This window comes from Bradyrhizobium sp. 190, from assembly GCF_023073415.1.
Taxonomy (GTDB): domain Bacteria; phylum Pseudomonadota; class Alphaproteobacteria; order Rhizobiales; family Xanthobacteraceae; genus Bradyrhizobium.
This window is the reverse complement of the sequence record NZ_JADPJL010000052.1, coordinates 61,678-74,084: the sequence shown is the minus strand read 5'-3', so window position 1 is coordinate 74,084 and position 12,407 is coordinate 61,678. Positions and strand designations below refer to the sequence as shown.

Genomic DNA, 12,407 nt, shown 5'->3' with positions numbered 1-12,407 from the left:
CATCAAATGGATGTTCACAACAGATAAGGCGCGCGCCAAAATGGCCCGCGCCTATCCCGCCGCTTCCAAAGAGTCATAATCACTGTGCAGAGCTACTAGTTGCACCTGTCGCTACGGAAGCGAAGCTGTCGATCAACAACATATCGAGAACGCTAGGCGACCGCCTCGATCTCTCAGAAGATCTACTGCAATTGACGGAAGGCATAGCGCGGCGGCTGGGCTACGCTTCGCTTCGGTTGCCAGGCCTGGCCGCGCACGACGCCATGAACATGCATCTTGTCTGCCCAACAGCGCTTATCTTTGTTCCGTGCCGCGGTGGCATCTCCCACAGCGAACTTGAATGGTGTGAGCCGGACCACGCTACTGCTGGCGCTCGGGTTTTGTTGAGCGCCGCCTTCGCGCGCAGGTACTTCCTGACAATACCGCACATTACCCATCATTCTAGGAACAGAGACACATGCCCATTCTCAATCGCGTCGCCGACCTCCACTGTGATATCCGGGCGTAGCGGCGCGACATCCACGCGCATCCCGAGCTTAGCTTTGACGAACATCGCACTTCGCGCGTCGTCGCCGAGCGCCTGCGGGTATTCGGCTGCGACGAGGTCATGACCGGCCTCCGTAGGACAGGCGTGGTCGGCGTAATTAAGGGCAAGATGGGGGCGGCCAGCGGTGACATCCAGGTGATCGGTTTGCGAGCCGACATAGATGCGCTCGATCGAGGAAGAGACCAATCTGCCCATGCCTCCAAAAACAAAGGGGTGCATGCCTGTGGTCATGACGGTCACACCGCGATCCTGTTGGGTGCGGCGCGCTACCTTGCCGGGACCCGCAATTTCGCTGGTGCGGCGGTCGTTATCTTCCAGCCGGCGGAAAAGAGCGGGCCGGCGCGCGGCCGCGATGATCAAGGACGGCTTGATGGAGCGCTTCGGCATCGATCAGGTCTACGGCATGCACTCGCATAGCGCGCATTACGACGCGGGCTTGCAAGTCATTCATCTCATGAATTGCGCCGATATGTTGGCCGCCGCGCAGCGCGCCAAGGATGCGGGCGCAACTCGCTTCTGCATGGTCTCGGCTTGGCGCAGCACGAGAGCCGGCTTGGGCTCGCCGCCTTCTGGGCGGCCTTAGCGCACCTGCGACGCCAGATGACGGAGGCGCTGTGCCAACTATACCTTAGGGCTCAAGCCTGCGGAGGGTTGCGTTCTGAAACATGTGGAACAAATGATCCTATTGACACAAGGATGGATCATATGTTCAGTTGGGGATTACGGGATTATCGGAGGTAACAATGACAGGGCCGGGTCAGGGGCAGAACAGGGACGCAGTTGGCGATGCGGCGAAATCGCGATCTGAAGCCGCATACTTTCGCGAGGCGAAAGTCGTTCCTGGCGGATCGATGCGAGCGGCCTCTTGGTTCAAGCCCCATCCCCCTTATGCTGCTCGGGGCGAAGGTTGCTGGGTCGTCGATATCGACGGAAAGCGCATCCTTGATTGCGCCAATAACTTCTTCTCTCTCATTCATGGCCACGCATTCCCCCCGGTGCTCGATGCGGTACGCGACGCGATGAACAGGGGGACGGCATTCGGCTTGCCCACGGAGAGTGAAATCCTGCTGGCGGAGGCATTGGTTGCCAGGAATCCAAGGATGGAGCAGACCCGCTTCTGCAATTCTGGAACTGAGGCGGTCCTGGCAGCGGTTAAAGCGGCGCGTGCCATTACGGGGAGGGAAAGGATCGCCAAGTTTGAGGGGTGCTATCACGGCGCTTACGATTGGATCGAGGTAAGCCTAGAATCAACACCGGCCAATTGGGACGACGAGAAGGGGAATCCGGCCTCGGTACGAAACAGCGCCGGTACCCCGGGATCAGTGCTGCGCGAAACCGTGGTGCTTCCCTATGATGATCCTCAGCGTTGCGCCGACATTCTTCGCCGCGAAGGTCAATCGCTAGCTGCAGTTGTTCTCGACCCTCATGCATCCCGCGCCGGAACGGTGCCTGTACCGAAAGAAACCGCGGCCGTCGTGCAGGAGGCCTGTCGCCGTGATGGGATTCTCCTTATCTGCGACGAAGTCATTAGCTTTCGCCTTTCATTCGAGGGTGCTTCTCCGCTTTTCGATCTTGAGCCTGATCTCGTGACGACGGCGAAGATTATTGGTGGCGGTCTTCCCATTGGTGCGATTTCCGGTTCGGCCGATCGGATGTCGGTATTCAACCACGCGGATGGCAAGCCGAAGGTCTCAATGGGGGGGACGTTCAGCGGCAATCCGCTGAGCATGGCCGCAGGGCTCGCATCCCTTACCCACTATTCGCGGCCGGCGATCGACAGATTGAATGGATATGGCGATAAGCTCCGGGAGAGGGTCCGCGAAGGATTTTCCGCGGCGGGGATCGAAGCTGGTTTGACCGGAATGGGGTCGCTGTTTCGGCTTCATCTAGGCTCGACCAAGGTCACCGGGTACAGGACTGCCTACGTCGGTGCTGAGAAGGTCGGACTGATTCGCCGAATCCACTTAGCGATGCTCGACGAGGGCATCTTATTGACACCCAACTGCTCCGGCGCTCTATCCACCCCCATGACGGAAGCCGAAGTCTCCCTCCTCGCCGACAAGCTCGTCTCTGTCGTTGCCAACGAGGCGGCTGAATACAGCGCGCTTGATCCGTATGGACGGCAATCGAAGGGTTCTCTCAATCACCTGAGCTGGAACGAACAAAAACGGGCTGATGGATCGCCATGCTAGTTGCACCTTATCGTGTTGGAGTTGACGTCGGTGGTACCTTTACCGATCTGGTGCTTGTCGATGCCCGGGGCGCTGTCAGAGCATTGAAGTCTCCGTCAGTACCAGCCAACCCCACTGAGGGTGTTCTCGCCGCGGTTGAGCTGGCTGCTCAATCTCTGAAGAGCAGCGTCAAGACGTTCCTTACCAATACCAACCTGTTCGTTCATGGCTCGACGGTTGCTACCAACACGCTGCTCGAAAAGAAGGGGGCGAAGGTCGGCTTGTTGGTCACGGAAGGGTTTCGCGACTCGCTGGAGATCCGTCGGTCAATCCGGGAAAATGTTTGGGATCATCGTCGGCCATTTCCCCAAGTTCTGGTCCCTCGTTACCTGAGGCTGCCGGTAAAGGAGCGAATGGAGCCCGACGGCAGTGTCCGGATTGCATTCGATCGGGATTCGGTTGCGGATGCGGCGCGCGTCTTTGCGGAGGAGGGGGTTGAGGCAGTCGCGATCTGTTTTCTGCATGCCTATGCGAATCCGGCGCACGAGCGGGCCGCGAAGCGCGAACTACAGAAGCTACTCCCGAACGTGTGGATCACCGCATCGTCAGAAGTTGCGCCGATGATCGGTGAGTACGAGCGGACCTCGACCACCGTCGTCAATGCGTACGTGGCTCCCCGCGTCGTCCCCTATCTAAACAGACTGGCCGAGCGGCTCGGGTCGTTGGGGCTGCCGCGCAAGCTCTTGATGATCCAGTCGAACGGCGGAGCAATCTCAATCGATGAGATTGGCCATGCGCCGGTGAGCCTGGTTCTCTCGGGTCCTGCAGCCGGCGTCGGTTCGCTCAAGTTTTTTGGAAAGGACACCGGATCGGAGCACTTGATCTCGATAGAGGTCGGGGGCACAAGCTGTGATGTCACGCTGATGCAGCACGGCGCCGTCAGCATGACCGATCAAATCGTGGTTGATGGCTACCATCTCAACATTCCCGCGGTTGACATCCATACCGTCGGCGCGGGAGGTGGCACCATTGCGTCGGTAGACGGCGCCGGCCTTCTCAAGGCAGGCCCGGAAGGGGCTGGTTCGACGCCGGGACCGGCCTGCTACGGCCGCGGCGGCGACAGGCCCACGGTGACCGACGCCCAACTCGTTCTCGGTCGCCTGAAGCCAGGTCCCTATGCCGGAGGAGCAATCAAGTTGGACCTGGATAGGGCGATCAAAGCCATCGACACCCACGTCGCACGACCACTTTGTCTGAGTGTCGAGGATGCGGCAGCCGGCATCATTCAGCTGGTCGAGCAGAACATTCTCCACGCGGTGGAGCAGGCCTCTCTCGAAAAGGGATACAACCCACGAGGGTTTACCCTCGTTGCAGCCGGCGGAGCCGGGCCCTTGCATGGCCCGGCGACGGCACGGCTTCTTGGCAGCCCAAGTCTATATGTTCCGCGTCTGGCAGGCGTGTTCTGCGCCTTTGGCATGTGCAACTCGGACCTTCGCCATGACCATGTGCGAAGTTGGCTGAAAGACCTCGACAGCGACAAGGCATCGAGTGCCGCAGTGCTGGAGCACGCCTTTGAACAGATGCAAGCGGCGGCCGGTGAAATCCTGACCCGCGAAGGATTCGAAGGCAATAGCGCGGTCCTGCAGCGCGCCTACGATCTTCGGTACTTTGGCCAACAATGGAACGTGGCGGTTGAATGTCCCTCGACCGATCCTGCGGTCATACGGGCATCCTTCGAGACTGTCTATCAACGGCTGTTTGGGTATGTGCAGCCCGCGGGGGCAATAGAGATTGTTAATCTACGACTCGCGGCGATCGGCAAGCAGGACGCCCTGGAGATTGCTCAAGTGGCTCCGGCCGTCTCGGATCCGGTGCCGCATTCACGTCGACGCGTCTGGATCGACAGGAAAATGGGGTTCGCCGACACGCCCGTCTACGACGGCACGATACTAACGCCACGTCAGCAATTGGTGGGGCCTGCGATCATTGAGGAAGCGACTACAACTCTTTTCATCGCTCCCGGTGATCAGCTTACTATGACGGATGCGGGCAACTACCGTGTGTCAATCGCTCGTGCGGCAGCCGCAGCATGAAAACACACCCGGCTGCCATTCGTAGCAACGTGGGAATGACGGACTGTGGTTACGAACCGAGCGCAAAGTCAGAGCACGAATTCTTCCCTGCCTCGATCGGCAGTACAAGTGTAAATAGGGTGAAATTATGAATGTCGCGGCCGCCACCGATCACGATCCTGTTCTGCTCGCCATTCTGCAGCGGCAGCTTGACCATATCAGCTTACAGATGGGCACGATCATGACGCGCACGGCTCGCAGCCCGATCTTCAGCCAGAGCCACGACTTTTCTTGCTTCCTGAGCAACGCAAGCGGCGAGACGGTCGCACAAGCTGACGGATTGCCGATTCATTCGGGAAGCGGCGGTTTCGCTGTTCGCGCGGTCCTCCGGGACTTTGCAGGCCGCATCGAAGATGAAGACGTCTTTATCCTCAGCGATCCGTATGTAGCCGGCGGAAACCATCTGCCTGACTGGACGCTCATTCGTCCCGTTTTTGTTGATGGCGAGTTGGTTGGATTCTGCAGCAACCGGGCTCATCAGTCCGACATCGGTGGTGGCGCTGCGGGAACCTACAACGCAGCGGCTACCGAAATTTTTCATGAAGGGATTCGGCTGCCGGTGCTCAAGCTGGTCGAGAAGGGGGAGCTGCGAGACGATCTCTGGCGCATGTTGCTTTTAAACTCTCGCTGCCCAGACCTTATGGAAGGTGATCTGGGCGCAATGCTGGGATCGACACGGATCGGCGCAAATCGGATGGCGGAGGTCATCAGTCAGTATGGCGTGAACAGGGGTAGTGCCTATTTGAGAGCTCTTCTTGATTACGGAGAGCGGAGAATGCGCCAAGCTATTGCCGAACTTCCCGATGGGACCTGGGAGGGCTTCGATATCAGTGACACTGACTGCTTCCAGAGCGTCGACGTCGAAACACATGTCAAGGTCACGATCCGCGGCGACGAGATCACGTTCGATTTCACCGGCACATCGCCGCAAATAAAGGGATTTAAGAACAGCGGTATCGCGAATACACATTCTGCCGTCTACTGCTCACTATCATCGTTCTTACATCCGGACATTCCGCGCAACGAAGGAGTCTATCGCTGCGTCAAGATTATTGCCCCGGAAGGCACGATCGTAAATGCGCTGCCTCCTGCGCCCATGACGATGAATACGGTGTTTCCGGCCATCGATATCATGAATGCATGTTGGGGCGCGTTGGCGCAAGCCGACCCTGATCGCGCATGCGCAGGGTGGGGCAAGGCAGTCTACGGCATCTCGGCCGGTAAGAAGCCCTCTGGTGGAGTTTTCGTACTTTACCATTGGCACGGCAGTTCGGGCGGCGGAGCGGTCAATGGGCGCGATGGCTTCTCTACGACCAGTCATCAGATGACACTCGGCGGAATGTGCATTCCGAATGTGGAAACATATGAACAATCCTATCCCCTTCGCATTCACCGGTGTCAGATGCGCCTCGATGCTGGAGGCGCCGGACAATACCGTGGCGGAACCGGGGTCGACTATGTAGCTGAAGTTCTGGTCGGCGGAGAGCATCTGTTGCGCAGCGAGGGCTCACGAAAGCCAACGGGCGGAGGCGTCAACGGGGGGCTCTGGGGTGCAAAGGGTTCATTGAGAGCCTTCGATCTGACTACAGGCGAAGAGTTTAATTGTCCGCAGTACGGCGTTCAGCAGGTCAAACCGTTCCGCCTCGTCATTGAATCGTCTGCTGGCGGAGGATGGGGCCATCCTCATAAGCGGGATCCGGACGCCGTGCTCAGAGACGTTCGCGATGAACTCGTCTCCGTGCAGGCTGCACTGAACATCTATGGCGTCGGGATTTCCGAGGACCGTAGGTCTGTCGTGTCAACTGCCGCGAGAGAACAAAAATAAAGCAAGAGTGGAGTGCCGGCAGATTGCATGTGGAACCAGAAAGCGGCACGGATGGATCGTCGCCGGTGCTGGAAGGTCACTGCATCTTGCGAGGTCTGTAACGGCAGCGGCGTAGTCCTGTTCGGTAACGTTTGGCCATGTCTCAACCTCGCCTGCGATGGCTGCGAATGCCGGATCCTCTGACGAAACGCCGAACATGGCGCTCGCGAGATTGCGGGATACGAACGGGAGTGGAGCGAATGAACGGTGCGGAAAGTCTGGTCAGAACCTTGGTTGGAGGTGGCGTTGACGTCTGCTTCACCAACCCAGGCACCTCAGAGATGCATTTCGTCGCCGCGCTCGATCGGGTCGAAGGCATGCGTTGTGTGCTCGGCCTGTTCGAGGGCGTGGTGACCGGGGCAGCCGACGGCTATTTTCGTATGAAGGGGAAGCCGGCATCCACTTTGCTGCATCTCGGTCCCGGCCTCGCCAACGGGCTGGCCAATCTCCACAACGCCAAAAAGGCGCGTTCCGGCATCGTCAACATCGTGGGCCAACATGCGACCTATCACATCGGCTACAATGCGCCCTTGACCTCCGATATCGAAGGCCTGGCGTGGCCGATGTCGGCCTGGGTGCGCACCTCGCCGGACGCCAAGTCGGTGGCGGCAGACGGCGCCGCCGCGATTGCCGCTGCGAAAACCTCGCCGCAGCAGATCGCAACCCTGATCTTGCCCGCTGACACGGCGTGGAACGAGGCGGACGGCATTGCGCAAGTGCGCGAAGATCATCGACCTCTCAGCTATTGCGCGCAGGCGGTCGAACAAGCCGCGCGCATCCTGCATGCCGACAGCGTCCATACACTTCTACTCGTCACCGGAAGCGCGTTGACCGAGCAAGGGCTCGCACTCGCGCAGCAGATCGGAGAAAAGACCGGCTGCACCGTGATGAGCGAGACCTTTTATCCCCGGATGGCGCGCGGACGTGGCCGGTTCTCCGTCAACACCGTTCCTTATGCCATCGAGAAGGCCCTGGCGGTCCTGAAGGAGTTCAAGCACATTTTGCTGGTCGAGGCCAACGATCCCGTTGCCTTCTTCGCCTATCCGAACAAGCCGAGCATGCTCAAGCCGAACGGCTGTGAGGTGCATCGTATGACGGACTGCGGAGAGAATTCGATCGCGGCGCTGGAGGTATTGGCGGATGCGGTGCACGCCACGCCCCATGACGCCAAGCCGCAGAAATTTGTCGAACTCATCAAGCCGACCGGGGCCTTGACCCTCACCTCGATCGCACAGGCGATCGCCTGTGCCATCCCGGAAAATGCTATAGTGGTGGATGAATCCGTCACCACGGGCCGCGGCTTTTTCCGGCCGACGGCTGCAGCTGCGCCGCATGAGTGGCTGCAGAACATGGGCGGCTCGATCGGCTTTTCCACGCCGGTTGCGACCGGTGCCGCGATCGCTTGCCCCGATCGGAAAGTGATGTCCATGGTCGGCGATGGCAGCGCCATGTTCACCATCCAGTCCCTGTGGACTCAAGCGCGTGAGGGGCTCGACGTCGTCACCATCGTGTTCGCCAACAAGATCTATCAGATCCTTCGCAACGAGTTCGACAACGTGGGCGCCGGCGAGCCGGGCAAGCGGGCGCAGGACATGCTCAAGATCGACCGGCCGACGCTGGATTTCGTCGCAATGGCCAGAGGCATGGGCGTGCCGGGCCGTGCAGTCACGGCGGCGGACGACTTCAACAAAGCGCTCGATGAAGCTGTCCACGAGCCGGGTCCGCGCTTGATTGAAGTTCAGATATAGTGGGCAACCACAGAGCGGAACAACAAAACGGCAGGCCAGTCGACAAATTTACAGTCGCAGCGATGATCTGGATTTCATTCCGCCTACGGAAAGGTACTTGGGTGAATTCTGCTCCTGGACCAAAGAAATTCTAGAGCGTCGCTCGTACTGGTAGTAAGGATTGTAGCTCTAACTCGCAACTAGTATCGCTGGATGCTTTTGTCAGCGCAAGCCGAGCCTGTGTAGGAACAAAGCTTCCATTGGCGCGTGACCGGGCTCCTGGGAACCTGGCAACGCGAGGCGCGCGCTCTTGTGCGGTTCGTGCACTGCCCAACCATGAACGAGCGGTCATATAGTTCGGTCGGCTTGTCGGTTATGGCTCCTCTTAATCTTGATGACGGGTTTGTGGAGCTTTATAGTCGGTAGATGGACATCAGGCACTTTCGCTATTTTGTGGCAGTCGCCGAGGCGCTCAGCTTCGCGAGGGCCGCTCGTGACCTAAACATGAGCCAGCCGCCGCTCTCAAAGCGCATTGCCGATTTGGAAGGAGAACTGAGCGTCAAACTGTTTGATCGTACCAGCAAGAAGGTCAATTTGACCGCGGCGGGCGAGGCGTTGCTGCCGCAAGCGCGGAATGCGATGCGAGCATTTGAGGTTGCTGTGCGTATGGCGCGGTCATTATCGCCGAGTCAATCACGGCACCTTCGGATTGGATTTCCTCCGGAAACTTCGCGAGCCCTGCTATCGGAGCTCAGCAGCCGGCTGCAGCAGCAGATGCAGGTACACCTTGTTGAGGCCTCCACGGCGGAGCAACAAAGCCTCTTAAGGGCTGGAGAGATAGATATCGGTGTTCTTCGGCATCCGTTCGAGAAACGGGGACTTCGGGTCTCGCCACCGCTCGGGCAGCCGCTGGGAGTTGTTATTCACGCTGAGCATCCACTTGCAAAACGTGATAAATTGCGCCTCTCTGAATTAAGCCCTTATCCGCTCGTGCACTTTCAGCGTCACTTGGCGCCGGGCTTTTACGACGAGTTGCTGAACCTCTGCCGCGCTGGAGGCTACGTTCCGCCAAATATCTTGCACAGCAACACAACCATGACAAAGGCGCTTCTCAGGATAGAATCGGCGGTGGCAATTGTGCCAGAGCGGCTCACTAAGCGGCGCCGTGAAGCCGGACCAAAAGAATATATCTGGAGACCTCTGGAAGGCTCACCGATCCATTGGTGGACGTCGGTCGTCTGCCGATCAGATGAGTGTGTCGGATTAACGCGCGTGGCTTTCGATGTGATATTTGGTTCTTTGCAGGAACACGAAAATTGGGTCCCTATGCCCCGTCCGGTGATAGGTCGACGGAGCGATGCGAGGTTAGCAAGACATAGAGCGCATCGAACCGCGCGCGTGGCTCGCAAACAGGCTTTCAACCGAGCCTGAGATCCGAGTTCCCGATGATCTTGGGTGACTACGTAAAGAACGCTCAGGCCTGGTCCTGGTTTGATTGATCTCGAATTGCGCCGTGAGCTCTAATACTTGACCCGCTGGTTATCTTGCAAGTCCTAGTCTCTGAGCAAGACGCGCGGCCGAGACTTGTCGTTGCTGCGTGAGGGCTCCTTCAATTCCATTTCGTGACCTCGATCAATTGTCGCCGATACTAAGCTCTCGTTTTGCTCATCGACATGAATTGACCCAACGTCTGCTCTTCACTCGGCGTCAAGGCACTAGTGGCTCTGCACAGTGATTATGACTCTTTGGAAGTCGCGGGATAGGCGCGGCCCATTTTGGCCCGGGCCTTGTCTGTTGTGAACATCCATTTGATGCGGGAGCGGGCAGCATTTCGCTTCCGTTCCCAAGCGGCGATTTCGCGGCGCAGTCGCTTGGGATTGTCGATCCTGCGATCCAGGCACTGGCCGCGCAGGACACCGATCTCGATCTCGACCATGTTGAGCCAGCTTGCGTGCTTGGCCTGATACAGGGCACCGGCGGAGTGGGTCGATAGATTGTCTTGAACGACCCGGATGATCTCGGCGTCGGGATAATGGACGTCGACGAGGTCGCGCATGCATCGGGCATAGTCTTCCGCCGCTCGCCGTTCGGTGACTTTGACCTTGCGCCAGGGCCGATGCACGTCGAGGAGGACAAAGAGATTGACCGTGCCATTGCGACGATACTCGTAATCGTAACGTTCGAGCTGACCCGGCCTGGCCGGGATGGGCTGACGCGCCTCGCCGATAAGCTGCACCGGGCTTTCGTCGAAGCACACCACCGGCCGCTTGGGATCGGGCGCCTCGGCGTAGAGATCGAGGACATCCTCCATGCGGGCGACGTATTCGCCATCGACCTGCGGAATGCACCACATGTCCTTGCGCCAGGGCTTGAGGCCATTTTCGGCCAGGCGCCGCCGAACGGTCTCGTGCGACAGGCTCTTGTGTTCGGTGAGCTTGACCATCGCACCTGCCAGCAAATCGAGCGTCCAGCGGGCGCGGCCTTCCGGGGGACTGGCGCAGGCCGTCGCTACCAGCAGGGCTTCTTCCTTGACCGTGAGTTTGCGTTCCGCCCCGGGACGCGGCTCGTCGCTCAGCGCCCGTTCCAGATTGCCCTCCACGAAGCGGCGCTTGATCCGGTACACGGTCGAGCCGCCCACGCCGACGCTCCTTGCGATCTCCTCGTCGCCGGCACCGGCATCGGCAGCCAGCAAGATCTGTGCTCGCTTGAGCTTGCGCGACGCATGCTTGCCGCTGCTGAGCAGCGCCCTGAGTTCCGTGCGCTCGACTTGGCTGAGGTCGACCCGATAGCGTACATTCATGGCGTGCCTCCGTGTTCGAGGCACGCACAAACAACTGAATCGGATGGCCGGCGTGAGTCCTTCGGCAAAACCCTTCACGCCCACGCAGGGGCAATACCTGGCCTTTATCCACCTCTACACGCGGCTGCACCGCAGACCCCCGGCCGAAACCGACATGCAGGAATATTTCCGCGTCAGCCCGCCTTCGGTCCACCAGATGGTGATGACGCTGGAACGAGCCGGCCTCATCAGGAGGCAGCCAAGAACCCCGCGCAGCATCGAGGTCCTCGTTGATCCCAAACTCCTCCCGGAGCTAATCTGATCGACGAACGCAACCCGTCATAATCACTGTGCAGAGCCACTAGGTGAGGCCGGCACGGTCTCGTTCTTGTCGAGATGACGGCTACAGCAGTGGGCGCCAACGCGCGCAATGCAATAGCCGTCGTCGCCTCCTGCGCAGCTCGGTAGTTTAACTCGGCTGTCGGCCACAGTTGCCCGTGAAGTGCAAGCTGAGGCGTTGCGCGGGCTTGAACTTCTTGGGTAGCGAGGAACCGATCCCGGGTGGCTCACAACCGCCACCGGCTACACCGACATGTACATGCAGAGCTTGTCTCTTACGGTTCAGGAGACTCTAGAGCGGATCCTCACGCCGGCGATCTTCAGATCTTCAGGGACGGTGCGGCGATCTGGCGAATGACGGAATTCGTCTGTCGCTCCAAGCCAAGCGCTTAATTGCGCGAAGTTCGATAGGTCATCGCTGCAGATCCCTATGTACTTGAGGGATCGACCAGAGAAACTTACAGCTAATCTGGCGACGCGCGAAGCGTGCGATGAGCAAAAAAATTGCGGAGTGCTGACCGCGGAGCAATTCCGGATGACGTCGCCTTGAAGAAGGCGTTGACCGTCGAGCGCGCGGAGGCGTTGGAGATCGCGGGAGAACTCTCGGAGCGCCGTCGCGCGTGATCAATCAATTTGCGCTGACCTTGGAAGGGCTGAAAGCCTGCGATACTGAAGACGAATTGCGGCCGAATGTGCTTGTGCCCCATGCCGTGGAAACAGTCTGCACGCACTTGAAGCCTTACTTCGCCGCCTCGACTCGAGCGTCGTCGAACCGCCGGTGCTCGCCAACGAAAAGACCCACACCCGGCGAGACGAAAAGCGTTTGGCGGCCCAGGCCCAGCGGTGGC

At 59.2% G+C, this 12,407-nt stretch carries 8 protein-coding genes and 1 pseudogene; 8 read left to right on the top strand and 1 reads right to left on the bottom strand.

Features of this window, described 5'->3' with window-relative positions; translation table 11 throughout:
- Window positions 1-23 precede the first annotated feature (23 nt).
- The 7 genes and pseudogenes from IVB22_RS41680 to IVB22_RS27020 all read left to right on the top strand — a co-directional run bounded on the left by IVB22_RS41680 (window position 24) and on the right by IVB22_RS27020 (window position 9,872).
- The gene (locus IVB22_RS41680; protein ID WP_308200463.1) at window positions 24-611 is read left to right on the top strand and encodes a M20/M25/M40 family metallo-hydrolase; all 588 of its coding nucleotides are present in this window, start codon (window positions 24-26) and stop codon (window positions 609-611) included.
- Window positions 518-959 (top strand): annotated as a pseudogene (locus IVB22_RS27045) (M20/M25/M40 family metallo-hydrolase); the annotation flags it as partial. The gene IVB22_RS41680 and the pseudogene IVB22_RS27045, both read left to right, overlap by 94 nt.
- A gap of 331 nt (window positions 960-1,290) precedes the next feature.
- Window positions 1,291-2,739 carry an aspartate aminotransferase family protein gene (locus tag IVB22_RS27040; protein WP_247520283.1) on the top strand — a complete coding sequence of 483 codons (1,449 nt, stop codon included), beginning with the start codon at window positions 1,291-1,293 and terminating at the stop codon, window positions 2,737-2,739.
- On the top strand, window positions 2,733-4,811 hold the full coding sequence (locus IVB22_RS27035; protein ID WP_247520282.1) for a hydantoinase/oxoprolinase family protein: 2,079 nt from the start codon (window positions 2,733-2,735) through the stop codon (window positions 4,809-4,811). The genes IVB22_RS27040 and IVB22_RS27035 overlap by 7 nt, the downstream gene beginning before the upstream one ends.
- A 127-nt stretch (window positions 4,812-4,938) precedes the next feature.
- Window positions 4,939-6,675 (top strand): hydantoinase B/oxoprolinase family protein, encoded by a 1,737-nt coding sequence (locus tag IVB22_RS27030; RefSeq protein WP_247520281.1) that lies wholly within the window; start codon window positions 4,939-4,941, stop codon window positions 6,673-6,675.
- 239 nt (window positions 6,676-6,914) lie between these two features.
- Entirely contained in the window at window positions 6,915-8,462 is a 1,548-nt protein-coding gene (locus tag IVB22_RS27025; RefSeq protein ID WP_247520280.1) for an acetolactate synthase large subunit, read from the top strand.
- Between the two features lie 405 nt (window positions 8,463-8,867).
- A complete protein-coding gene (locus IVB22_RS27020; RefSeq protein WP_247520279.1) occupies window positions 8,868-9,872 on the top strand; it encodes a LysR family transcriptional regulator in 1,005 nt (334 codons plus the stop codon).
- Window positions 9,873-10,176: 304 nt separating this feature from the next.
- Here the strand turns inward: IVB22_RS27020 and IVB22_RS27015 are convergent, their stop codons facing one another.
- Window positions 10,177-11,241, bottom strand: coding sequence for an IS630 family transposase (locus IVB22_RS27015; protein ID WP_247520285.1), 1,065 nt, complete (start codon window positions 11,239-11,241; stop codon window positions 10,177-10,179).
- Between IVB22_RS27015 and IVB22_RS27010 the strand changes: the two genes are divergently transcribed.
- Window positions 11,240-11,542: a MarR family transcriptional regulator gene (locus IVB22_RS27010; protein WP_308200460.1), complete on the top strand. Its 303-nt coding sequence runs from the start codon at window positions 11,240-11,242 to the stop codon at window positions 11,540-11,542. The genes IVB22_RS27015 and IVB22_RS27010 overlap by 2 nt on opposite strands.
- Window positions 11,543-12,407 lie beyond the last annotated feature (865 nt).